This is a genomic window from Catenuloplanes sp. NPDC051500 (assembly GCF_044454585.1).
Lineage (GTDB): Bacteria > Actinomycetota > Actinomycetes > Mycobacteriales > Micromonosporaceae > Catenuloplanes.
Genome location: NZ_JBITDX010000018.1, coordinates 121515 through 144945, shown reverse-complemented (window position 1 = coordinate 144945; position 23431 = coordinate 121515). Strand labels below are relative to the sequence as shown.

Sequence of the window (23431 nt, the reverse complement as noted above, 5' to 3'; positions counted from 1 at the left end):
TGCTGCCCATTCGCGTGCGGCGGTGCGGGGCTCACGATCGACGGGCTGGCATCGAGGCCGGGAGTGTGGCGGGTCGGCGGTCTCGTGGCACGTGGGGGCAGTACGGCCATCGTCCACTGAGGTTGCGCGGTGGGAGTGTGAGTCAGGCACTCCGTGCCCGAATGTTGTTGTATAGAAGCCTCTGAGGTGTGCTCACGCTGACTGCAGAAGGTCGGTAAGCGGCGGCTGGTCGGGCGGCTGCGGTCGGGGTGGTCGCGAGGGTCGGCACCGAAGCCGGGAGCTTGCCGAAGGGTCAGTCGATCTTGGCTCTCGTGTGTCGCCGCGCCAGGGCACGGGAGTTCGGGCGCTCCGTGCCGAGATTGGTTCGTTGTTCGGGATGCCGCGTTCATTTGGCGGGATGCAAGATCCTTGCGGCTCTGGTGGCCCCTATCGCGCTCCGGTAGGGGCCATCAGAGCCGCAAGGATCTTGATGTGGCCTTGCTGATCCTTCCGCGTTGGGGTTAACGAGCAGGGCGATACCTGTATGACGAAATGTCGGGCGAGCAGCGCTTGAACATGGACACTGACCGCGGACTTTGATGATGCGGGTCGTGAGCGTGGGCGTGTGCGGACGTATCGGATTCGGTGCGGGGTCCGCGTTGGTGCCCGGCCTTGAGGCCTGCCGAGGTGCGGCGGCCGGCCCGCACACTTGCGGAACTCGCGGCCTCGGTGCCGGTCCTTGCGCCCACCCAAGCCGCAGTCGCGTCGGCCTGCAGTCGCGTCGACCCGCAGTCGCTGGGACGACGGCCGTGCTGCTCGCGCTCCGCAAGAACGACGACCAGCCGAAACGACTCACCGCGGCCCGGCCCTATTCGATCGTGGGTCCCCAGACGGCCGGACGCTACTGGGGTTTCGTGGTCGGGGTGCGGGTCGAGCACTGCGCGCCCGAAATTTCGTTATATAGAAGCCTCTGAGGCGCGCTCACCCTGACCGCGGAAGGTCAGTAATGGGCAACAGAGTTGCTCCCGGGGCAAACCCGGAGCGGCGCTCCGCTGGCGCTCCGCACGTCGCTCCGGAGCCGGTGCCGAGAGCGCGCCGCAGATGGACCGGGGGTAGGGCTGGACATACCCGTGCACGGGGCCTCGGCGGATGGCTCTGCGACCGGTGTGATTGATCTACTCAGATCCATGCCAACCTCTGCCATGACCAGGGCGGGCGCCCTCTGCTGGGTTGTCGCCGCGCCGCTGTTCCTGACGGCGAACGTCGTCGTCGGCCGCGCCTGGAACGATCCGGCCTTCAGCTGGGCGACCAACAACGTCAGCGACCTGGGCAACGTGACCTGCGGCATCTGGGACACGACGCGCCCGCGGTATGTCTGCTCCCCCTGGCACACCGCCATGAACGTGGCCTTCATCCTGACCGCGATCCTGCTCATCGCGGGGCTGCTGCTGACCTGGCGCGGAGGGGGCGCGGCCCGAGCGCGCCGGGCCTCCGCGGAGGGGTGCGCCTCCGGCGGGTGCGAGGCCGGGCGTGCGGGCCTGGGCGCTCCTGCGGATTTGGGCGTGCGTGCGGATTTAGGCGTGCATGCGGGTCTGGGCGTGCGCGCGGGCCGGTGGCTGATGCTCGGCGGGGCGGCCGGGTTGGGCCTGGTCGGGGCGTTCCCGGCCGACGTCGACGAGAACATTCACCTGCTTGCCGCCTTGCTCGTCTTCGTGTGCGGCAACCTCGGGCTGGTGGCGATGGGAATCGGCATGCCGCGGTCCCGCCTGCGCCCGGTCACGGTGACGTTCGGGGTGCTGGGCGTGTCCGGCAGCGCGTTGTTCATCGCACAGCAGGGACTGGGATTGGGCATCGGCGGGATGGAGCGCGTCGCCGTCTTCCCGCTGACGGTCTGGGCCTGCTGCGCCGGCGTGCACCTGTTGTCGCGCGGCCGTGGCGTGATGACCGCCGGGCGGCCGGGCGCTCTCACCCGGGCGTGAACGCACGCCTCCGACGCCGCCAGAGCTTGGGCCGAATCCGGGCGGCGTCGTGCCGGTCAGGTCTTTCGGCAATTCCGGCGTGACGCAGGCCGATCCTTCTGGCGTGATGAATGGCGGTACTTTTCGCGTGACGCGTGGTGGTACTTCCGGCGCCACGCACGGCGCTGCTTCTGACGGCGCTGCTTCTGACGGCGCTGCTTCTGACGGCGCTGCTTCTGACGGCGCTGCTTCTGACGGCGCTGCTTCTGACGGCGCTGCTCCTGACGGCGCCGCTCCTGACGGCGCCGCTCCTGACGGCGCCGCTCCTCACGGCGCCGCTCCCCGCGACGTCGGTCCCCACGGCGCCGCTCAGCACAGTCCCGGCTGCTCGGCCTGCCGGCGCCGCACGATGAGGTGCGGCGCGCAGACCTATGCCAGCAGCGGAGCGCTGTCCACGTGGGCTGCGCCCGCGTCGAGCACACCGTCCGGGATGCCGCCGAAGTCCCGGAGTCGCCCGGGCGTGCTGCGCCGCAGTGCTGCCGAGGCCGTTTCCGACGGGTGGTTCACCGTGACAGTGGACATGGTCGTCTCCCTTCGTGGACCCGAGGCGCCGGGTCTACCGGAAAGATGCACGGCGAAGGCGAAAAGTGCTTGTGACTCCGGTCTCAGGAGGCGCGGTCGTAGGCCATCTTGAGCGTGCGCACCCGGCCGTCCCGCAGCCATTGCAGCCAGATCATGCCGGGTGGGCAGTGCTCCGGGTCGTACGGCGGATTGAGGAAGTCGAGTTCCCAGATCACCAGGTCGCGGCTGACCTGTGCCTCCCGCACCCGGACGCCCACGCCCGCGCCGTGGGTGTAGTCGATCATGTCGATCAGCGCGGCCGGCCCGCCCAGCCGGCGCCCTTCCAGGGTCAGTACCGCGTCGCTGTGGAATCGGCCGCCCACAAGCATCGAGTGGTCGCCGCGCTCGCCGGCGGCAAGAGTCGCCGTCGCCTCCGCGCGGGCGTCGGTGGTGAGCCTGCCCGCGTCGGGGTACGTCTCCGCCGTGGCCCGCAGCGTCGCGGTCAGTGCCCGCCGCCCGTCCCGTAACCGGCTGCGCACCGTGCCGACCGGCACCCCGCAGACGTCGGCGATCCGCTGGTACGACGAGTAGTCAGTCCAGTACCTGAGCATCATCGCCTCGCGGACCGGCTCGGGCAGCACGCCGACCGCATGGCGTACCCAATCACGCTCCGCCGCTCGGTCCAGCGCTTCGTCCGGGCGCGGCCCGCCGGCCGGTAGCAGCGGCTCCGGGTCGGCGACCGGCGTGGCCCGCCGCGCGGATCGCAGTCGCATGCGGCAGTTGTTGCGGACGATCGCCTTCAGCCACGGTCCGGCCGCGTCCGGGTCGCGCAGGCCGTTGAGCTGCCGTAACGCGGTGAGAAGCGCGTCCTGCACCGCATCGTCCGCGTCGTCTGTGTAGCCGAGCAGCGCGATGGCGGTCGCCCGCATGCCGGCCAGGTGCCGCTGCGTCAGCGTCGCGAACGCGGTGCGATCGCCGCCGCGGGCGTCCCGGACGAGTTCGGCGTCGGTCGTCTCCATAGGCACCCGACGCTACCCGGCGTCGGGGAGTGTCCGCCGGTGGGACGGCGCGCGCGACCGCCTGGGAACGGTCGCGCGCGCCGGGCATCAGGCGGCGGCGCGGACCGTGGCGAGCGCCGTCGACCAGGAGATGACCTGGTCCAGGAGGGTCTTGACGGTGGCCTCGTGCTGGGCGCCCGGCTTGAAGACGCTCCAGTTCTCGAAGTCGTTGGCAAGAGTGAGCGCGACCTGGGCCCGGACGTCGGCGACCTGCAGCTCGCCCATGATCAGGCGCAGGTGCTCGACGGCGCGGGTGCCACCGGCGGAGCCGTACGAGACGAAGCCTGCGGCCTTGTTGTTCCACTCGTTGTAGACGAAGTCGATCGCGTTCTTCAGCGCGCCGGACGTCGAGTGGTTGTACTCAGGCGTGACGAAGATGTAGCCGTCGAACGAGGCGACAGTGGCCGACCAGCGCTTCGTGTGCTCCTGCTGGTACTGGCCGAGCGACGGCGGCACGGCCTCGTCGAGGTGCGGCAGGTTGTAGTCGAGCAGGTCGACCAGCTCGAACTCGGCGCCGCCGTGCTTCTGCGCCAGGTCCAGTACCCACTTCGCGACGGCCTCGCCGTTACGTCCGGGACGGGTGCTGCCGAGGATGATGCCGATCTTCGTCATGTCGTTCGTCTTCCTGAGGAGCGGTTGTGCCGGGCCGCGGATCTGCGTCCACTTCAACGATCGTGCAGGCAGATAATTGATGCATCAAGCATCCGAGACAAGCCCCACGCTCATTGACCCAGCCTCCTAGGATGCGACAGACGCGGTGTGGTGTGTCGCCCGGCAACGCAAAGGGCCCCGGGATCAGTTCCAGGGGCCCTCGGAACAACGGCGCTCAGGCGCGCATCACTGTCGCGATCGGGATGCGCGCCGCACGGATCGCCGGGACGAACCCGCCCAGGATGCCCGCGACAAGCCCCGCGATGATGCCCGCCACCGCCGCCTCCCAGGGGAACTGCAGATCGGCCAGGAACGGATCCGACGACCCCATCACCGTGGTCGCCACCTTCAGCGCCCCGGCCGCGAACCCGATCGCGGCCGCCGCGGTGAGCAGCCCGGTCAGCAGCGTCTCCGCGAGCACGATTCCGGCCAGCAGCGCGCGCGGCGTGCCGACCGCCCGCCGCAGCGCGAACTCCTCGACCCGCTCACCCACAGTGGCCAGGCCGACGTTGAGCACGCCGGCCACGCCGATCAGCAGCACGAACGCGGACAGGCCGAAGAACAGCAGCCGCATCAGGCTGATCTGCTCCTTGAGGTCCTCCCGCGTCTGCACCTCGTAGGTGGAGAAGTTCGAGCCGGAGGCCTGCATCTTCGACATGAGCACCTGCTCGACGGGCGTCTGACCGGCAAGCAGCACCTGGATCCCGGCGTTCTCCGTGCTGCTCCACGCGGTCAGCTCGTCCATCCGGACGTACGCCTGCGGCCAGCCCTGCCCGTCGTCGATCACGCCGACGAACTGCGGCGTGACTGAGGTGCCGCCGACGTTGCCGTCGATCCGCATCGCGGCCGGGACCTGGTACAGCCCGAACCCGAGCGCCGCTTCCTTGTTGAGCACGATCCGCGGCGCCATCGACGGCACCGTGCCGAACGACAGCCACTCGCCGCTGACGTGCCGGTACGGCCGGAACGACCGCACGTCGCCGGTGAGCGCGTTCAGCTGCAGCGAGATCGCCCGGCCGATCGGCGGGCAGACGCCGCCCGGGGGCTGGTTGCAGTATTCGGCCGGGCCGGACGTGATCGCGTCCCGGTAGCTGCCGTCCGGCCCGGTCTGGATCGGGCTGACGCCGGCCTCACCGATGGTGGCCTGCACCTGCACCAGCGCGACCGCGTCCGAGCGCCCGGTGACGGTGTTCAGCACGAGGTCGACGGTTCCGGCCGGGCCGCCGTAGATCTCCGCGATGCGGGTGCCGTCGTACCCGGCGGTCAGTTCGATGTCGGCGAGCAGCGCGCGCTCGGCGATGCTGGCGCCGGCCTGGACCGCGACCACCGCGAGGATGCCGAGGAACAGGCTGACCATGGAGAGCAGCGTGCGCAGCTTGCGGGCGCGGATGCCCTGCAGGCCGATGATCAGCGCGGACCGGTTCCGGCCGGAGAGTCGCCTCACGCGCGCACCCGCTGGGTGAGCACGCCGTCGGTGAGGTCGTGGATGCGTCCCATCCGGGCCGCGTGGTCGCGGTCGTGGGTGACCAGGATCAGCGCGCAGCCGCGGGTGGTGGCGCCGAGCAGCGTCTCGATCACCGAGGTGCCGGTCTCGGTGTCGAGGGCGCCGGTCGGCTCGTCGGCGAGCAGGATGCGCGGTTCGCGGACCAGCGCGCGGGCGATCGCGACGCGCTGCTGTTCGCCGCCGGACATCTTCGCCGGCCGGTTCTTCGCCAGGTGGGCGATGCCGACCTGGTCGAGTGCGGAGATCACGCGACGGCGGCGCTCCCGGCGGGGGAGCCAGCCCTGGCCGTTGACCAGCGCCATCGCCACGTTCTGTGCGGCGCTGAGGTGTTTGAGCAGGAAGAAGCGCTGGAACACGAACCCGAAGTGGGAGCTGCGCAGTTTCGCGGCGCGGCGCTCGGCGAGCTTGCCGATCTCCTGGCCGTCGAGCAGGTAGCTGCCCTGGTCGGGGCGGTCGAACAGGCCGAGGATGCTCAGCAGCGTGCTCTTGCCGGAGCCGGACCGGCCGACGATCGCGAGGCTCTCGCCCGCGTCGACGCTCAGGTTCACGCCGTGCAGGATGGTGCGCTTCTGTTCCTGGCCCTTGAGTGTCTTGGTGATGCCGCTGAGCTCGATCAGCGCGCTCATCCCGGCACCCCCGCCACCATGCCGGGCGTGCCGCCGCCGGCGTCGGGCGCGGGTGGCGCGTCGGGCAGGTTCGGCCCGGGGATGGCCACTGTCTCGTCGCCCTTGAGGCCGGACTTGATCTCGACGACCTTCCCGTCGGTCAGGCCCAGCTCCACGTCGACTGTGGTCCGCTGGCGGTTCGCGTCGAGCACGTCGACCTTGCCCTTGCCCTGGCTGCCCGCGACCGCCTCGACCGGCAGCACCATGACGCTGGCGGCCTTGGCGGTGATCAGCGAGAGCGTGACGTCCACGCCGTTGATCAGCTTGACGTCGTTCGGCGCGGTGCAGACCAGGCGCAGGCCGGTGGCCTCGGATCCGCCCGCCGGTGGCACCTCGGGGCCGAGGCCGGCCGGGTCCGCGCTGCCGCTCGGCTCCGGCGCGTCCGGCACGGTGCCGGCGGGAAGTGCCGCGATCGCGCCGAGCGGCTTGCAGTCGAACGGGCCGGGGCCGTTCTTGATCTGCGCCTTGACGCTGTCCACCGAGGCGGAGATCCGGTACGCGTGCTCGCTTGCGATGTCCGCCACGACCGCGTACCCGGAGTGCTTCGCGGAGACGACAGGCATGCCCTCGGTGACCTTGGTCTTGTCCGCGGCGAGCCGCCCGGCGAAGATCGTCCCGATCGGCACGCTCACCTGGTGCGGCTCGCCGTCCTTCCACACGTTGGCGACCCAGAGCGCCTCGGTGGTGGGCAGGCCGGTCAGCTCCCGGTCGGCCCAGCGGAGCTCGCCGGAGACCGGTGAGACGATGCCGAAGACCGGGTCGATCGCGACCTTGCCGTTCAGGCTGATCGTGTTGCTGAGGTCCTGCCGGGTGGGCTGGACCGTGGTCAGTACGGTGCCGGGTGCCTCCATCGAGGGTGTCTCCGCCTCGTCGTCCGAGGGGAGTGAGCATCCCGTGACGATCGCCAGCGCCGGTATGAGCGCCAGCAGTCTCCGTCTACCCACACGTCCTCCATCACTCGGTGTGACTGGATGATCGCCGGTCTTCGATGGTGCACCGGCCGGGCAGACCCTACAAGACCAACGCAATCCGATGGGGGCACGGGTATATCCGCATACCCGAATGTGACGGTGTGTGACGATGTAAAGGGCCGGTCAGTCCGCGGTGACCGAGGCGATCGCGACCGCGCCGAGGATCGCGCCCAGGCAGGTGATCGCGGCGACGGTGAAGACCAGGTGGGGGTGGCGCGGCAGCAGTTCGGGGCCGCCGAGGCGCGGTCGCAGCGACGGGAGCCGGTCCGCGAGCGCGACAGTGGCCAGCCAGGCGGAGCCGAGGATCCAGCCGGCCAGCACGTCAGTCGGGTAGTGCACGCCGAGGTAGACGCGGGACAGCCCGATCCCGGCGCCGAGCAGGACCGCGGCGACCCAGGCGGTCGCCCGTACCGTGTGCGAGGTGGTCGCGGCGGAGATCAGCCAGGCCACGGTGCCGAGCACGACCACGGACGTGGTCGCGTGCCCGGACGGGAAGGAGAAGCCGTCCTCGGTGACCGCGCGCAGCAGCGGGTCCGGACGGTCGCGCGCGATAAGTGCCTTGATGCCTGTCACCAGCAGCGAGCCGCCTACGCCCGCGACCACGGCGATCAGCGCGGGACGCGACCGGCGCAGCCGCCACGTGGCCCAGCCGGCGGCGCCCACGAGCAGGCCGGTGAGCAGGATCTTGCCGCCGATGTCGGTCAGGCTGATCACCAGCGTGTCGCTCCAGGCCTCGCGCTGTGCCGCGACCCAGGAGATGACCGGGCGGTCGATCACGGTCAGGTCGTCGCCCTCAAGCACCGCCTCCATGATCTCCACGAACACGTTGAGCAGCGTCAGCACAAGCAGCACGCCCGCCGTCATCACCAGCAGGCTCGGCGACACCCGCTCCACGATCCAGTCGAGTGCGGTCCGGGGCCGCCGGGCGTCGCGCAGCCGCCGTGCCGCCGGGCGCCCGGCCGCGACCGCGCCGAACGCGACAAGCACCGTCAGCAGTGCCAGCGCGATGCTGATCATCGTGGTTGAACTCATGTCACCGATCCTCCATCTTCCGGACAGGTGTTGACCTATACCCCGTTTACCGTGGCGTGTATGACATACACCTCGGTCGCGCCCTGGGTCGTCACCGATGACACCGGCGCCTTCCTCGATTTCGTCTCGACGGCCTTTCACGGTCAAGAGCTGGCGAGGGTACGCACGGAGGACGGTCTGATCGGCCACGCGGAGATCCAGGTCGGCGACACGGTCGTGCTCGCCTTCGACCGCCGCCCGGACTGGCCGGCCCTGCCCAGCCTGCTGCGCGTCTTCGTCCCGGATGCGGACGCCGCCGTGGCCCGCGCGGTCTCGGCCGGCGCGCGCGTGGTCACCCCGGTCGCGGACGACGCGTTCGGGCAGCGTGGCGGCCGAGTCCGGGATCCGTTCGGCACCATCTGGTGGGTGGTGGCCCGGCGTGAGGAGGTCTCCGAGGACGAGATCTGGCGCCGCCTCGCCGACCCGGCCCACGCCGAGACCATGCGCGTCGCCCAGCGGACCCTCGACGCGGAGTTGAGCGGCCGGGCCGAGGGTCGCGACAGCACGCCGCTGCGACCCGCGTAGTCAGGTGACCGGCAGGCGGGGGACACTGCTCAAGAGCTTCCGGGTGTACGGGTGGGACGGCGCGCCAAGCACGGCAGCGGTCTCACCCTGCTCGACGATCCGGCCGCGTTCCAGCACCGCGGTGTGCGCGCACAGTGTGGCGACCACGCCCAGGTCGTGCGAGACCAGCAGCATCGTCAGGTTGCGGGTGGCGCACAGCTCGGCAAGCAGGTCGATGATCTTTACGCGGGTGGTCAGGTCGAGCGCGCTGACCGGCTCGTCCGCGAGCAGCACCCGCGGGTGGCAGACGATCGCCCGCGCGATGGCGATCCGCTGCCGCTGCCCGCCGGAGAACTCGTGCGGATACCGGCTCCCCGCGTCCGCCGGCAGCCCGACGGAGTCGAGCGCCTCGGAGACCCGCGCACGCCGTTCCGCCGCCGTTCCGCCGACCCCGAGCCCGTGCAGCGGCTCCGCCACGATCCGGTCGACGCGCTGCCGCGGATCAAGCGACGAGTAGGGGTCCTGGAACACGGTCTGCACGCTGCGCCGGTAGTCCCGCAGCCGGTCCCGGCCCAGCGGCCTCCCGTCGAAGCGGATCTCCCCCGAGGTGGGCCGCGCCAGCCTCAGCAGCAGCCGCAGCAGCGTGGTCTTCCCCGCCCCTGACTCACCGACAAGCGCGACGTTGCGTCCCCTGTGGACGGCGAGGGACACGCCGGTGAGCGCGGGCACGCCGCTGCGGTAGGCGAAGCCCACGGCCGCCGCCTCGAGAATCGGCTCAGTCATGCGGGATCCCCTCGGTCTTACGAATGCCGCCGCCCGGGCCGCCACCGGAGCCGACGTCACCGCCGGGCAGGACCGTGCCACCGTCCGGACCCTCGCCGGCCGCCGGGACGCCGCCCGGCTCCTCCCGGTTCTTCGCCGCGCCGGTGGCGTGTGGCGGAGCGTCGTTGGCAGGGAGCGGCGTGTCTGTCGTGTGGGGCGGCGCGTCCTCCGCGGAGCCGGGCGCCAGGTCGAGGGCCGCGTCGAAGCGGCGGGCGCCTGCGACAAGCGTCCGGGTGTACTCGTGCGCCGGCGACGCGATCACCGCCGCGGCCGGACCGGATTCGACCACCCGGCCGTCACGCAGCACCAGCAGGTGGTCCGCGATCCGGGCCGCTACCGGCAGGTCGTGCGTGATGAACAGCAGCGCCATGCCGCGCGCCCGGACCAGACCGTCCAGCAGGTCCAGGATCTCGGCCTGCACTGTGACGTCGAGCGCGGTGGTCGGCTCGTCCGCGATCAGCAGCCGGGGCCGGCAGGCCAGCGCCATGGCGATCGCCACCCGCTGTCGCTGCCCACCGGAGAGCTGGTGCGGGAACGACGCCGCCGCGTCTGCGGGCAGTTTCACCTCGGCCAGCGCCGTGGTGACGGCCGCATCGAGTGCCGCGCCGCGCAGCTTCCGGAAGCGCCGCAGTGGTTCCGCGATCTGCTTACCGACCCGCATCAGCGGGTCCAGCGCGGTCAGCGGCTCCTGGAACACCACGGCCGCGATGCCGCCGCGCACCGTGATCCGCTGCCGCTCCGACGCGGTGATCATGTCGATCGCCGTGAGCGCGCCGCGCGCCCGGCCACGCGCCCCGGCTCTGTCCACCGGGCCGGCGGCGGTGTGGCCTATGTGGTGAGCGGCCGTAACGCCCATCGGGTCAGCGGCGGTGACGCCCATCGGGTCAGCGGCGGTGACGCCTGCCGGGTCAGCGGCGGTAACGCCCATCGGGTCAGCGGCGGCGACGCCCATCAGGTCAGCGGCGGTGACGCCTGCCGGGTCAGCGGCGGCGACGCCCACCGGGTCAGCGGCGGCGAGGCTGCGGGCAGCCGCGCCCGCGGGCCGGCCCTCGCTTATCACCTCGGATGATGGGACGGCGGCGGGATCCAGCACCGCGGACCCGGACGCGGTCAGGCCGGGCGGCAGGAGGCCGGTCACCGCGAGCGCGGTGAGCGACTTCCCCGATCCGGACTCGCCGATCAGGCCGACGCGGGCGCCCGGCGCCACCTCGAACGACACGTCACGGACGAGGTCACGCCCGCCGCGGACGGTCAGGCCGGTCACGGTCAGGAGCGCGGTCATCGGGATCTCCGGCGGGTCGGGTCGGCGAGGTCGCGCAGGCCGTCGGCGGTGAGGTTGATGCCCACGACGAGGGCCACCAGGGCGAGGCCGGGGGCGATCGCGGCGAGCGGCGCGGTCAGCACTGTGGCCTGGGCCTCGAAGAGCATGCGGCCCCAGGACGCGTTCGGCGGTGGTGTGCCGAGGCCGAGGTAGGACAGCGACGCCTCGGCCAGGACCGCGAGGCCGGCCTGGAGCGCGAGGTTGACGAGCACCACAGGCCAGATGTTCGGCAGGACGTGGGTGAGCACGATCCGCGGCCAGGACAGGCCGGAGATCCGGGCGGCGGTCACGTAGTCGCGGGAGAGCACCTGCTTGACCAGGATCCGGGTCAGGCGGGCGACGATCGCGGCCATGGCCAGGCCGATCGCGAGGACTGCCGCGCCGAGCGACGCGCCGAAGCCGGCGACGATCAGCATGGCCAGCAGCAGGGTGGGGAACGCGATCAGGATGTCGAGCGCGACAGCGACCGCGTCGTCGAGCCAGCGGGAGGCGAAGCCGGCGAGGAGTCCGAGGAGCACGCCGAGGGTGCCGCCGACCGCCACCGCGCCGAGCGCGGTGCCGAGCGCGATCCGGCCGCCGATGAGCAGCTGGGTGAACAGGTCGCGGCCGAGTTTGTCGGTGCCGAGCCAGTGGTCGCCGCCGGGTGGGGTCAGGCGCCCGCCGGTGGTGTCGTCGGGGGTGAAGGGCAGCCAGAGGTACGACAGCACGACCGCGCCGACGATCAGGCAGACCAGCGTGAGCCCGAGCGCGAGGTGGAGGCGGCGGGTCACCTGTGGCCCCGCAGCAGGCGCGGGTCGGCGAGGCGCTGGGCGAGGTCGCCGAGGAAGCCGACGGTGAGCACCGCGAACGTGCTGACGAGCATGACGCCCTGGATGACCGGGTAGTCGCGCTGGCTGATCGCCTTGATCAACATGCTGCCCAGGCCGGGCAGCGCGAACACGCTCTCGATGACGACCGCGCCGAGGAACGTGGTGGCCAGCTCGATGGCGAGCACGGCGATGACCGGCGCGGCCGCGTTGCGCAGGCCGTGGCGCCACATGGCGGCGGGCAGTGACGAGCCGAGCGCCCGCGCGGTACGAAGGAAGTCGCTGCCGAGCACGTCGAGCGTCGCGGCGCGCACGTACCGGATGAGCGAGGCGGACATGACGAGCGCGACGGTGAGGACCGGCAGGGTGAGCGCCTCGACGGCGGCCTGAGGGTCGCTCCAGCCGGCCGGGGGGAAGCCGCCGGCCGGGAGCGCGCGCAGGTGCAGCGCGAAGACCGTGATCAGCAGCAGGCCGACCCAGAACGCAGGTACCGCGAGGCCGAGCTGTGCGACGCCGTTGAGCAGTGGCCCGTCCCAGCGGTCCGCGCGGTAGGCGGCGAGGAAGCCGGCCGGTACCGCGATCAGCACGGCGAGCACGAACGCGGCGAGCGTCAGCGGCACGGTGACCGGCAGCCGGGCGGCGATCTCCGGCCCGACCGGCAGCGTGCTGATCAGTGAGCTGCCCAGGTCGAACGTGGCGACGTCGCCGAGCCAGGAGAGGAACTGGGTGGCGAGCGGCGCGTTCGTGCCCAGTTCCTCGCGTGCCGCGGAGATCTGCGCGTCGGTGGCGCCGACCGACAGCAGCGCGTTGACCGGGTCGCCGGGCAGCAGGCGGAGCAGCACGAACAGCGCCACGCTGGCGAGCGCGAGGCTCGCCAGCAGCAGCGCCGTCCGGCGGATGAGGTAACGAAGCACGAAGGCCTAGCTCTTCACGATGTCGTAGACGAAGAACTGCGAGTTGCGGCCGTTGGTCGGGTAGCCGGACAGTGACGACGAGGCGACCACGATCTGCGGGTAGAGGTACAGCCAGTCGCTTGCCGCCTCCTCCGCGATGATCTTGTTAGCCTGCTTCAGCAGCGCGGCCTGCTCGTCGGTGGTCTTCGCGGCCTCGGCCCGGCCGACCAGGTCGGTCACGGCCGGGTTGTTGTAGCCCCAGTAGAAGTCGGGGTTGCCGTACCAGACCACGTCGCGGTCGTTGACGTGCTCCTGCATGGTGGCCTGGAAGTTCCGCTGCTGGTAGACCTTCGTGTACCACTCGTCGGACGTGATCGTGTTGATCTCGACGGTGACGCCGATCTTGGCGAGCTCGCTCTTGATGAACGTGGCGGCGGTCGGGTGCGGGTCGTAGCTCGGGGTGTCGAGCGTGAACGTGAAGCCGTTCGGCACGCCGCCCTCGGCCAGCAGCCGCTTCGCCGCCTCCACGTCGTAGGCGTTGATCGCGGTCAGGTCCTCGTACCAGGGGTCGCCGGGCGGGACCATCGAGCCGATCAGCGTGCCGTACTCGCCCCAGACCGAGGAGAGCAGCTTCGCGTTGTCGATCGCGGCGCTTACCGCCTTGCGCACCGGCGCCTTGTCGAACGGCGCGACCCGGTCGTTGAACGCCAGCAGCAGCTTCGTCGTCGACGTACCCTCGCTGATCGTGTATTGCGGGTTCGAGGTGAACTGCGCGAGCGCGTCCGGGGACTGCTCGCTCGTCACGATGTCCACCGCGTTGGTGAGCAGCGCGTTGTTCAGCGCGGTCGCGTCCGTGAAGTAGTGGTAGACCGCGCCGGCGTTCGTGGCCTTCGCGCCCCAGTAGGACTCGTTGCGCTTCAGCGTGAGCGTGGAGCCGCGCTTCCACTCGCCGACCGTGTACGGCCCGGTGCCGTCCGCGGTGGTGGTCAGGTCGCCCGCGGCGGTGTTCACGATCCACACGTAGGAGAGGTTGTAGACGAACGAGATCGACGGCTTGGACAGCGTGACAGTGACAGTCCTGGCATCAGGCGTCGCGATCGCGGAGATCACCGAGAGGCTGCTCTTGCGCGCGGACTTCGAGGTCTCCGCGGTCACCCGCTCGATGCTCGCCTTCACGTCCGCCGAGGTCAGCGCCTTACCGGAGTGGAATTTCACGCCGTCGGCAAGCGTGAACGTGTAGGTCAGGCCGTCCTCGCTCGCGGTGTGCGCGGTGGCGAGCAGCGGCTCGACCGCGCCGGCGTCGGTGAGCGTGAACAGGCCCTCGTAGACGTTGCCGTTGAGCGCCTCGGTGACGCCCTGGCCGCCGCCCGCGGTGTTGTCGAGGTTCTGCGGCTCGTAGACCGAGCCGATGTCGATGATCTGACCGGCGCTGTCGGCAGGCGTGCTGCCGCCGCCGTCACCGCAGGCCGTCAGCAGTAACGCCGAGGCGGTCGCGACGGCTATCCATGCCCTTTTCACGGGTGTCAATCTCCTAGTAAATCGTGAAATCTTCTGCGAAAACAGGAAGCTTTTCGCCCGCTTCGACAGGCGGTGCGAGACGATTCTGCGGTGGCGGCATCGGGCAGTTGAAGTGCGCGGAGAAACCACACGGGGGTACGTAGGCGCGGTTGAAGTCGAGCGTCACGGTTGTCGCGCCCGGCTCGCGCGGCACGGACAGGAACCGGCCCGGCGCGTAGGTGCCGTTGCCGGTGGTGGCGTCCGCGAAGACCAGCAGCAGCGTGCCGCCGTCGTCGAAGGCGAGCAGCGTGTAGTCCCGGCCGTCGAGCGTCAGCGTGATGTCGCCCGGGACCGCCAGCTCACGCGTACCCCCGTTGTCCTTGATGTGTTCGAAGGGGACCTTCCGGGCACCCGGCACCTCGGCGTAGCCGGCCTGCAGCACCCACGCGGGGTCGTAGTCGAAGCGGTCCACGTGCTGGAACGCCCGGATCGCTGCGGAGTCCGCGTCCCACAGGCGCACCCCGCGCTCGATGTCGCCGGTCAGCGGGTCGGTGCGCCGCAGCCGCGTCGCGGTCACCGAGTCCGGGTGCCCCTCGCGCGCGGCCCCGGGATCGTCGGCGCCCCACCGGGTCTCGATCAGCGCGAGGTTGCCCTGCGGCGACACCAGCCGTGCGCCGCGTGCCCGCTGCCATTCCACAAACGCGTCCGGCGGTACGACGTGCGCCATGCCTCCGAGCCCCCTCACCTGCTGATTCACTGCTCGACGCGGAGAACCCTACAACTTCAGTAGGTTAAGCAGAAAGGTTAGTGACGCGGGCTACTCCACTCCCGGCGGTAGCGACAGTGCGTGTCCGGATCCCTGCGCATAGTCACCGACCGTGAAAGCGTCATTGCGCATCCGCAGTCGGTAAGGCCACCAATTTCATTGAGAAGTTGCAGATCAATGCCTTGATCACAGATCTCGTCGAAGAAATATCGCCGAACGGCATATACATTCCGGCCTCCACAGAGAGTTATATGCGGAACGGGGATCGATTCTGGGGGAGAAATGACCGAGCTGGGGGAGGGGGCGGCGTGAGCCATCCGCATCACGCCGCCCGATGGGACGAGCCGGAGCACCTCGACGACAGGTACGACACGGAGTTCAACGAGCTTGTCTTCCAGACCTATGCCAAGGCGGAAGGCGTGCTGCGGCTCGGCGGCGACCACCAGGACCTGGTGCGGGACGCGCTGCACGAGGCGTACCTGATCGCGCGGCGCAAGTGGGCGGAGATCCGCGAGTTCGAGGCGCCGCTCGGCTGGGTGATCAAGACGGCGCACAACGTGCTGCGCCGCGAGAAGGCCAAGGCCACCCGCGAGACAGCGCTGCCCGCGGAGCTGCCCGGCGCGCCCGGCACCCCGGCCGACTCCTGGGAGGCCGAGCAGCTGCGCCGGCACTGGCTGGGGCAGCTCCCGCCACGCCAGGCGCGCGTGTTCGAGCTGGCCGAGGACGGCTTCTCGAACCCGGAGATCGGCCGGATCCTCGGCCTCGCGGACAGCAGCGTGCGCTTCTACAAGCACGCGGCCCGCCGGCGCCTGCGCGAGCTGGCCGGCGAGACGATGGGAGGGGACGCGGATGCGACTCGATGACGTGCTGCGGCTCGCCTCCGGGCACCGCCCCAGCCCGCTGGAGCAGATGCGCTTCCGGCGCGTCGCCCGGCAGGTGCTGCTCGACCACCGCCGCCCGGCCGGCGCGTCCCACGGTGCCGACCCGGCCGGCGCCGACCCGGACCTCGACCTGGCCGACCCGATGACCACGCCGCAGGACGAGTTCACCCGGATCGCCCGCGCCGCGCACAGCGCCGGCCGCGGCGTCGTCAGGTGGGACCGGACCACCGGCTGCCTGACCTGGTCACCGGCGCTCGCCGCGATGCTGGGACGATCCCCGGCGCAGGACACCGTCACGCCTGCCGCGCTGATGGCCTGCGTGCACGCGGACGACCTGGTTACCGTCACCGCCGTGATCGAGAAGGCCTGGGCGCTGACCCGGCCGGACGAGGTCACGTTCCGCGCCCGGCGCGCGGACGGCACCGTGGGCTACCTGCACGCGCACATCGAGATCCTCGGTGACGGCATCGTCGCTACCTGCGAGGACGTCACCGTGCCGGAGCTGGCCCGGCGCGAGCTGGCCCGGCGGGCGGTCCGCGAGGAGATGCTCACCGCGGAGCTGGGCGCGCGGGAGACCGGCACCGGGCTGGCGACCCGGGACTACCTGATCGACGAGGTGGACCGCGCGCGTCGTACCGGCGACGGGGTGGTCTTCGTGGTGGCGACCGAGCCGAGGACCGCCGTCGACCGCGACGAGCTGGCCGCGGACCTCGGGCGGCTGCTCACCGACGTGAACCCGGCGCGCGCCATGCTCGGCCTGGCCGCCCCGGACCTGTTCGGCGTGCTGCTGCGCGGCGCCGTCACGCCCGCGGAGGCCGAACACCTGGCGGTCACGGCCGTCGAGCGCGTGCGCAGCCACCTGTTCTCCGGCGCGCGCGTCAACGCGTGGGCCGGCGCGGTCCGCTTCCCGCAGGGCACCGAGGCCGGCGGGTTCGAGCTGCTCGCCGACGCGGAGCACGCGGCGCGCCAGGCCCGGCGCAGTGGGCACGTGGCCCAGATCGCGGCCACGCCGGCCAGCCGCGCGGTCCGCCTGCGGCGCAGCCGGGCCACCGTGCAGAGCGCGGTGGCCAACGAGCGGTTCGCGCTGTTCGCCCAGCCGATCCTTGACCTGGACCTGAACCGGGTCACCCGGCACGAGATCCTGCTGCGGGTCCGCGGCGAATCCGGCGAACCCGTCGCGCCGTGGGCGTTCCTTGACACCGCGGAGCGCATCGGGCAGATCCTGCCTGTCGACCGCTGGGTGATCGACCACGCGATCAAGCTGATCGGGCAGGGCGCGCTCGACTCGCACTGCCAGATCAACGTGTCCGGCCGGTCGCTCGGCGACCCCGGGCTGCTCGACCATGTGACCCGGTCGCTTACCAAGCACAACGTGCGGGCCGGGCGGCTCACCTTCGAGATCACCGAGACGGCCGCGATCGAGAACCGCAACGAGGCGCTGGCGTTCGCGACGGGCATCCGGCAGCTCGGCGCGCAGTTGGCGCTAGACGACTTCGGTACCGGGCACGCGTCGCTGCTGCACCTGCGGACGCTCCCGGTCGACCTGGTGAAGATCGACGGCCGGTTCATCACCGGCCTGACCGGTACGCCCGCGGACCGGTCACTTGTCGAGCGCCTGACGATGATCTGCCACGACCTCGGCATCCGGGTGGTGGCCGAGTGCGTGCCGGACGACGAGACCACCGCGCTGCTGCGGGGATACAGTGTGGACTTCGCACAGGGATTCCACATCGGACGCCCGGTGCCGATGGCCGACCCCGCGGAGCACATCGAGCTCGATCTCCGCCCGATATCGAAACTGGGATAGCGCATGCATCCGCTGGCGGACTGGTGGGCCGCGCACGCCGTGGAGGTGTGCGCGGAACGCCGGGTCCTGCGCGACTACGTCGCCACGCTCACGTTCACCATCGGCTGGTGGCACTGGATGTCCTCGGCGAAGCCGGTCCGCCGGGACCGGCTCAGCCTGCGCATCGACGACCACGTCAGCGCGCTCCGTGCGCTCTGCGCGCCGGCGGTCCCGGCCGATCCGCGCCTGGCGGCCTTCGACCGCGAGGCCGCGGCGTTCCTCGCCACCGCGGACACCGCCACGCTCGAACACGAGGACGTCGTCCGCCTCCGCGCGCCGCTGCGCCAGGCCCTCGACCTGCTCGACGAGATCGAGACGGAGCTGCTCCGGCGTCCCTGAGCCTCAGGCCTTGTGGACGATGAAGGAGCTGGCGGCCGCGAAGTCCTCGGAGCCGTCCGACTCGTCGATCCACAACTCGACGTTGCGGTGGTGGACGACGTGGTCGGGGTAGTTGTGGGAGCGCAGCGTGATGGTGCCGTCCTCCGCGCCGTCCTCCGGGCAGAACGTCGCGTCCTTGGTGAACAGGTCGGAGCCGTCGTTGGCGTCGAAGCGCAGCCGGTAACCGGAGTGCCGCAGATAGCGGTCGTCCTCGGTGTGGAACGAGAAGCACGCCGGGTCCGCGAGGCCCTTCGCCACCTGCACGCCCGGGCCGGTCGCGGTGATCACCGCGAGGCCGTCCACGTCGGCCAGGACCGTCCCCGGGCTCTTCGCCGACTCCAGCCGGAACGCGCCGACCGCCAGCTCCACCGGGCCCTCCGCGGCCGGGGCGGCGGACGGCGAGGCAGGGGCCGCGGCGGCCGGCTGCTCGCCGGCGGCGTCGTTGAGGTCGCGCAGCGTGTCCGGCTCCGAGGTGGTCTGCCAGATGAACCAGCCGAGCGCGAACGCGGCCACCATGCCCAGGGCCACCGCCGCTGTCACACCCGGGTGCACCGACCCGAACCGGCCTGCCTTCGACGTCACCGGCCGCGCCTCGCCCTTGCCGTAGACCCTGCCGCCGCCGTGTGGTTGCATGCCGCTCCTCACCGAATCCCCGAGGGCGAAACTGTACTCAGCGCCCGCCGGTGCGACGGCCGGAGGGTACGCCGGTAGGGTGACCGCTCGTGGCTGTGCGCATCGATGGTGAGGCCTTCCGGGAGTCCGTCCCCGCGGACGTGGCCGCGGAGGCGGATCGGCTGACCGGCAGGGTCGGCGAGTTGGAGTCGCTCGGCGGCGGCGTGCAGGCGGAGGTCGCCGGCGGGCGGGCCTGGGTCGGCATCGTCGGCGGCGCGGTCACCGGCGTGTGTGACTGCGGGTCGGACCTGCGGCTGTGCGCGCACGCGGTGGCGCTCGCGCTGACCGCTGTCGACGCGGACTTCCCGCTGCTGGCCTCCGCCACCCCGCCCGGCCCGGACCCGGCCGACCCGGAACAGGCCCGGTTCCTGCAGGCGCTGCGCCGGCTCACGCCCCGGCAGGTGAGCGCGCTCGTCGTCGAGGGGGCGCTGCGGGACCGGCTGTTCGCGGTGCGGCTGCTCGGCGAGGCCGGGCTGCTCGACGCGGCCGCGGTCGAGTCCGGCCTCGACGACTTCCAGGCCGTGGTCCGCGAGGCGTCGGACATCGCGGACGCGGAGGCGTGGAACCTCGCCGACATCGAGGCGACCGGCACCCGGCTGATCGACGAGGCCGAGATCCTGCTCGCCTACCCGGCGTCGGCCGCCGCGCGCGACCTGGTCGAGGACGCGATCCTGATCTGGGACGAGCTGTCCGGCGCGCTCGCCGACAACGCCGCACGCGTGCGCACCGATCCCCGGGAGGTGTCCGAGCCGCTCGTCGCGGCACACCGGGAGCTGTGCGAACGGCTCGGGATGGACGAGCCCGAGATCGCGGCGCGCGTCGATGCGCTGGCCGACGAGTGCGAGTACGACACAATTGAGCGGTGACGTTCGCACCTGACGGCATCGACCACCTGCTCGGCGTACCCTATGAGCGTTTCGTCCTTGATTGTGGGCGGGACGCGCAGGGTGACGTGATCGCCACGCTCGTGCGCCGCTGGGCCGACCACGGCGATAGCCGGCGCGCCGTGCTGATGATCCACGGCCTCGCCGACTACTTCTTCCAGACCCACGTCGCCGACCACCTCGCGGCCGCCGGCTGGAACGTCTACGGCATCGACCTCCGCCGGTACGGCCGCAGCCTGCTCCCGCACCAGAGCGCGAACTTCTGCAGCTCGCTCGCGGAGTACTACGACGAGCTGGACGCGGCCGTGGCGCAGATGGTCCGCGACGGCGCGGAGGAGATCCTGGTCTGGGGGCACTCCACCGGCGGCCTGATCGGCACGCTGTGGGCCGCCGACCGCCCGGGCGGGCCGATCCGCGGCGCGTTCCTCAACAGCCCGTTCTTCGACTTCGCGCTGCCGTGGGCGCTGCGCCGGCCGGTGCTCGCGCTCGCCTCCTCGGCCGCCCGGCTCGCCCCGCACGCGGTCGTGCCGCACCCGGTCAGCGACGCGTTCGCGGTCTCCACGCACGCCACGCTCGGCGGCGAGTGGAGCTACGACCTGGCGTTGAAGCCGGCGCTCGGGCACCCGATCCGGCTCGGCTGGCTGGCCGCGATCAGGGCCGCGCAACGCCGCGTCCGCCGCGGGCTGCAGCTGCGGGTGCCGGTGCTCGTCGGCTCGTCCGCCCGGTCGTTCAACTGGCTGCGCGACCCGCGCGAGGACACCCGCAGCACCGACATCGTGCTTGACGTCGCACACATCCGGCGCTGGGGACTGCACCTCGGGCCGCACGTCACGCTTGCCCGGTTTCCTGGCGCGTTGCACGATCTGACGCTGTCCGCGCCGGACATCCGGGCCGCGGTGCTGCGCCGTTTCGACGAGTGGGCCGCGTTGCACCTGTCACGCTGAGGTGGTCAGGCCCGCCGAAACTTGAACTATTCCAGAAAAGCCGACTATGGTCTGTGCCGTGACATCGTCCGGACTCGAGGCTCAGTTGCGCGCGGTCTCGCTGCGTGTGACCCGGCCCCGGCTGGCCGTCCTCGGCGCGCTGCGCGACCACCCGCACGCCGACACCGACACGGTGATCGCGCTGGCCCGGGCCGCCCTGCCGACCGTCTCCACCAGGCCGTCTACGACGTGCTGCGCGCGCTCACCGACGCCGGCCTGATCCGGCGCATCCAGCCGTCCGGAGCGACCGCACGCTACGAGACGCGGGTGGGCGACAACCACCACCATCTCGTCTGCCGCTCCTGCGCCACGATCGTCGACGTCGAGTGCGCTGTCGGCGAGGCCCCCTGTCTCACCGCCCCGGACGGCCACGGCTTCGTGGTCGACGAGGCGGAGGTCGTCTTCTGGGGCCTCTGCCCAGACTGCGCGACCACCCGCACTCCCCACGAATCCGCAGGTTCTGCACGTTCGGAAGGAAACACATGAACGACGAAGAGATCAAGGGCGGCGGCTGCCCGGTGGCGCACGACTCCGTGACCGCGACCGGCAGCGAGAGCGAGAACCCGGTCATCGACTCACCGGAGCCGAAGACCGGCGGCCGGCCGCGCACCAACCGCGACTGGTGGCCGAACCAGCTCGACCTGTCGGTGCTGCACGCCCACTCCTCCAAGGGCAACCCGCTCGGCGACGACTTCGAGTACGCCAAGGAGTTCGCGAAGCTCGACGTCGAGGCGATCAAGCGCGACATCACCGAGGTGCTGACCACCTCGCAGGACTGGTGGCCCGCCGACTTCGGTCACTACGGCGGCCTGATGATCCGGATGAGCTGGCACGCCGCCGGCACGTACCGCATCCAGGACGGCCGCGGTGGCGCCGGCGACGGCGGCCAGCGCTTCGCGCCGCTCAACAGCTGGCCGGACAACGCGAACCTGGACAAGGCGCGCCGCCTGCTCTGGCCGGTCAAGCAGAAGTACGGCCAGAAGATCTCCTGGGCCGACCTGCTCGTGCTCGGCGGCAACGTGGCGCTGGAGTCGATGGGCTTCAAGACCTTCGGCTTCGGCTTCGGCCGCCAGGACGTGTGGGAGCCCGAGGAGATCTTCTGGGGCCCGGAGGACACCTGGCTCGGCGACGAGCGCTACTCCACCGACGCGCTCCCCGAGGGTGTCGGCGCGGCCGAGATGGGCCTGATCTACGTCAACCCCGAGGGCCCGCGCGGCAGCGCCGACCCGCTGCTCGCCGCGAAGTTCATCCGCGAGACGTTCGCCCGGATGGCGATGAACGACGAGGAGACCGTCGCGCTGATCGCCGGCGGCCACACGTTCGGCAAGACGCACGGCGCCGGCCCCGCGGACGGCCACGTCGGCCCGGAGCCGGAGGCCGCGCCGCTGGAGTCGCAGGGTCTCGGCTGGCTGTCCACGCACGGCAGCGGCAAGGGTGGCGACACCATCACCTCCGGCCTCGAGGTCACCTGGACCGACAAGCCGACCCAGTGGTCAAACCGCTTCTTCGAGATCCTCTTCGGGTACGAGTGGGAGCTGACCACCAGCCCGGCCGGCGCGAAGCAGTACGTCGCCAAGAACGCCGAGGCGATCGTGCCGGACGCGCACGACCCGTCGAAGAAGCACCTGCCGACGATGCTGACCACCGACCTGTCGCTGCGCGTCGACCCGGCGTACGAGAAGATCTCCCGCCGCTTCCTGGAGAACCCGGACGAGTTCCAGCTCGCGTTCGCCAAGGCCTGGTACAAGCTGCTGCACCGTGACATGGGCCCGGTCAGCCGCTTCCTCGGCCCGTGGGTGCCCGAGGCGCAGCTGTGGCAGGACCCGGTGCCGGCCGTCTCCGGCGCGCTGGTCTCCGACGCCGACGTGGCGTCGCTGAAGGAGACGGTGCTCGCCTCCGGCCTCACGGTCTCCGAGCTGGTCTCCACCGCGTGGTCGTCGGCCGCGAGCTTCCGCTCCACCGACAAGCGCGGCGGCGCGAACGGCGCCCGCATCCGGCTGGAGCCGCAGCGCAGCTGGGAGGTCAACCAGCCGGAGCAGCTGACCAAGGTGCTCGGCGTGCTCGAGGGCATCCAGCAGAAGTTCAACGCGGCCGGCGGCGCGCAGATCTCGCTCGCCGACCTGATCGTGCTCGCCGGCGGCGCCGCCATCGAGAAGGCCGCGCAGGACGGCGACGTGCAGGTCACCGTGCCGTTCCACCCGGGCCGTACCGACGCCACCGCCGCGCAGACCGACGTCGAGTCGTTCAAGGTCCTCGAACCGCGTGCCGACGCGTTCCGCCAGTACCTGCGGCCGGGCGAGAAGACCCAGCCGGAGATCCTGCTCATCGACCGCGCCTACATGCTCGACCTGACCGCGCCGGAGATGACCGTCCTGATCGGCGGCCTGCGCGCGCTCGGCAACAACGTGGGCGGCAGCACGCACGGCGTGCTCACCTCCCGCCCCGGCGTGCTCACCAACGACTTCTTCGCCAACCTGCTCTCCCCGGGCACGAAGTGGAAGGCGTCCGCGTCGGAGGAGCACGTCTACGAGATCAGCGACCTGGTCACCGGCGACCTGAAGTGGACCGCCACCGCGGTCGACCTCATCTTCGGCTCCAACTCCCAGCTGCGCGCCCTCGCCGAGGTCTACGCCAGCGAGGACGCCCGCGCGAAGTTCGTCGCCGACTTCGTCAAGGCCTGGGTCAAGGTCATGGACAACGACCGCTTCGACCTCGCCTGATCGTCCCGTAGTGCAACGGGCCCGGCCTTTCGGCCGGGCC

Annotated in this window: 22 protein-coding genes and 1 pseudogene; 9 read left to right on the top strand and 14 right to left on the bottom strand. The window is 71.3% G+C overall.

The annotated features are described in order from the left end of the window. Positions 1-1166: 1166 nt before the first annotated feature. The gene (locus ACIA8K_RS30355) at positions 1167-1958 is read left to right on the top strand and encodes a DUF998 domain-containing protein (RefSeq protein ID WP_396065376.1); all 792 of its coding nucleotides are present in this window, start codon (positions 1167-1169) and stop codon (positions 1956-1958) included. A 408-nt stretch (positions 1959-2366) separates the two neighbouring features. Here ACIA8K_RS30355 and ACIA8K_RS30350 read toward each other — a convergent pair whose 3' ends face one another. The 7 genes from ACIA8K_RS30350 to ACIA8K_RS30320 all read right to left on the bottom strand — a co-directional run bounded on the left by ACIA8K_RS30350 (position 2367) and on the right by ACIA8K_RS30320 (position 8379). Then, positions 2367-2519 (bottom strand): hypothetical protein, encoded by a 153-nt coding sequence (locus ACIA8K_RS30350; RefSeq protein ID WP_396065374.1) that lies wholly within the window; start codon positions 2517-2519, stop codon positions 2367-2369. An 83-nt stretch (positions 2520-2602) separates the two neighbouring features. Continuing rightward, a complete protein-coding gene (locus tag ACIA8K_RS30345; RefSeq protein ID WP_396065372.1) occupies positions 2603-3517 on the bottom strand; it encodes an RNA polymerase sigma factor in 915 nt (304 codons plus the stop codon). 87 nt (positions 3518-3604) lie between these two features. Next, a complete protein-coding gene (locus tag ACIA8K_RS30340; RefSeq protein ID WP_396065370.1) occupies positions 3605-4168 on the bottom strand; it encodes an NADPH-dependent FMN reductase in 564 nt (187 codons plus the stop codon). A gap of 214 nt (positions 4169-4382) precedes the next feature. Continuing rightward, positions 4383-5651 carry an ABC transporter permease gene (locus ACIA8K_RS30335; RefSeq protein ID WP_396065368.1) on the bottom strand — a complete coding sequence of 423 codons (1269 nt, stop codon included), beginning with the start codon at positions 5649-5651 and terminating at the stop codon, positions 4383-4385. After that, positions 5648-6337, bottom strand: coding sequence for an ABC transporter ATP-binding protein (locus ACIA8K_RS30330; RefSeq protein ID WP_396065366.1), 690 nt, complete (start codon positions 6335-6337; stop codon positions 5648-5650). Before ACIA8K_RS30330 ends, ACIA8K_RS30335 begins: the two co-directional genes overlap by 4 nt. Further along, positions 6334-7320 (bottom strand): efflux RND transporter periplasmic adaptor subunit, encoded by a 987-nt coding sequence (locus tag ACIA8K_RS30325; RefSeq protein WP_396065364.1) that lies wholly within the window; start codon positions 7318-7320, stop codon positions 6334-6336. Before ACIA8K_RS30325 ends, ACIA8K_RS30330 begins: the two co-directional genes overlap by 4 nt. Positions 7321-7470: 150 nt before the next feature. Then, positions 7471-8379, bottom strand: a complete 909-nt coding sequence (locus ACIA8K_RS30320) for a phosphatase PAP2 family protein (RefSeq protein WP_396065362.1) — start codon at positions 8377-8379, stop codon at positions 7471-7473. A gap of 60 nt (positions 8380-8439) precedes the next feature. On the opposite strand from ACIA8K_RS30320, the gene ACIA8K_RS30315 reads away from it, so the two are divergent. Next, a complete protein-coding gene (locus ACIA8K_RS30315; RefSeq protein WP_396065360.1) occupies positions 8440-8943 on the top strand; it encodes a VOC family protein in 504 nt (167 codons plus the stop codon). On the opposite strand, the gene ACIA8K_RS30310 is transcribed toward ACIA8K_RS30315, so the two are convergent. Genes ACIA8K_RS30310 through ACIA8K_RS30285 form a run of 6 tightly spaced genes read right to left on the bottom strand, consistent with a single transcriptional unit; the run spans position 8944 to position 14988 of the window. Further along, on the bottom strand, positions 8944-9705 hold the full coding sequence (locus ACIA8K_RS30310; protein ID WP_396065358.1) for an ATP-binding cassette domain-containing protein: 762 nt from the start codon (positions 9703-9705) through the stop codon (positions 8944-8946). After that, positions 9698-11026, bottom strand: a complete 1329-nt coding sequence (locus tag ACIA8K_RS30305; RefSeq protein ID WP_396065356.1) for an ATP-binding cassette domain-containing protein — start codon at positions 11024-11026, stop codon at positions 9698-9700. The genes ACIA8K_RS30310 and ACIA8K_RS30305 overlap by 8 nt, the downstream gene beginning before the upstream one ends. After that, on the bottom strand, positions 11023-11835 hold the full coding sequence (locus ACIA8K_RS30300; protein WP_396065354.1) for an ABC transporter permease: 813 nt from the start codon (positions 11833-11835) through the stop codon (positions 11023-11025). Before ACIA8K_RS30300 ends, ACIA8K_RS30305 begins: the two co-directional genes overlap by 4 nt. Beyond that, entirely contained in the window at positions 11832-12785 is a 954-nt protein-coding gene (locus ACIA8K_RS30295) for an ABC transporter permease (protein ID WP_396065352.1), read from the bottom strand. The genes ACIA8K_RS30300 and ACIA8K_RS30295 overlap by 4 nt, the downstream gene beginning before the upstream one ends. A 6-nt stretch (positions 12786-12791) precedes the next feature. Beyond that, a complete protein-coding gene (locus tag ACIA8K_RS30290; RefSeq protein WP_396065350.1) occupies positions 12792-14282 on the bottom strand; it encodes an ABC transporter substrate-binding protein in 1491 nt (496 codons plus the stop codon). 13 nt (positions 14283-14295) lie between these two features. Next, on the bottom strand, positions 14296-14988 hold the full coding sequence (locus ACIA8K_RS30285; RefSeq protein ID WP_396065348.1) for a DUF1684 domain-containing protein: 693 nt from the start codon (positions 14986-14988) through the stop codon (positions 14296-14298). A 347-nt stretch (positions 14989-15335) separates the two neighbouring features. Between ACIA8K_RS30285 and ACIA8K_RS30280 the strand changes: the two genes are divergently transcribed. From ACIA8K_RS30280 to ACIA8K_RS30270, 3 genes are read left to right on the top strand one after another with little or no spacing between them, the layout of a single operon-like run. Continuing rightward, positions 15336-15890, top strand: coding sequence for an RNA polymerase sigma factor (locus ACIA8K_RS30280; protein WP_396065346.1), 555 nt, complete (start codon positions 15336-15338; stop codon positions 15888-15890). Further along, a complete protein-coding gene (locus ACIA8K_RS30275; RefSeq protein ID WP_396065344.1) occupies positions 15877-17715 on the top strand; it encodes an EAL domain-containing protein in 1839 nt (612 codons plus the stop codon). The genes ACIA8K_RS30280 and ACIA8K_RS30275 overlap by 14 nt, the downstream gene beginning before the upstream one ends. Positions 17716-17718: 3 nt before the next feature. Then, positions 17719-18093, top strand: coding sequence for a hypothetical protein (locus ACIA8K_RS30270; protein WP_396065342.1), 375 nt, complete (start codon positions 17719-17721; stop codon positions 18091-18093). Positions 18094-18096: 3 nt separating this feature from the next. Here ACIA8K_RS30270 and ACIA8K_RS30265 read toward each other — a convergent pair whose 3' ends face one another. Next, a complete protein-coding gene (locus ACIA8K_RS30265) occupies positions 18097-18765 on the bottom strand; it encodes an AbfB domain-containing protein (RefSeq protein WP_396065340.1) in 669 nt (222 codons plus the stop codon). Between the two features lie 89 nt (positions 18766-18854). Here ACIA8K_RS30265 and ACIA8K_RS30260 point away from each other — a divergent pair, with 89 nt between their 5' ends. The 4 genes and pseudogenes from ACIA8K_RS30260 to katG all read left to right on the top strand — a co-directional run bounded on the left by ACIA8K_RS30260 (position 18855) and on the right by katG (position 23391). After that, a complete protein-coding gene (locus tag ACIA8K_RS30260; protein WP_396065338.1) occupies positions 18855-19670 on the top strand; it encodes a hypothetical protein in 816 nt (271 codons plus the stop codon). Then, positions 19667-20632 (top strand): alpha/beta hydrolase, encoded by a 966-nt coding sequence (locus ACIA8K_RS30255; protein ID WP_396065336.1) that lies wholly within the window; start codon positions 19667-19669, stop codon positions 20630-20632. Before ACIA8K_RS30260 ends, ACIA8K_RS30255 begins: the two co-directional genes overlap by 4 nt. A gap of 46 nt (positions 20633-20678) precedes the next feature. After that, positions 20679-21157: pseudogene (locus ACIA8K_RS30250) on the top strand (Fur family transcriptional regulator). After that, the gene (gene katG / locus ACIA8K_RS30245) at positions 21154-23391 is read left to right on the top strand and encodes a catalase/peroxidase HPI (RefSeq protein WP_396065334.1); all 2238 of its coding nucleotides are present in this window, start codon (positions 21154-21156) and stop codon (positions 23389-23391) included. The pseudogene ACIA8K_RS30250 and the gene katG overlap by 4 nt, the downstream one beginning before the upstream one ends. Positions 23392-23431: the final 40 nt, after the last annotated feature.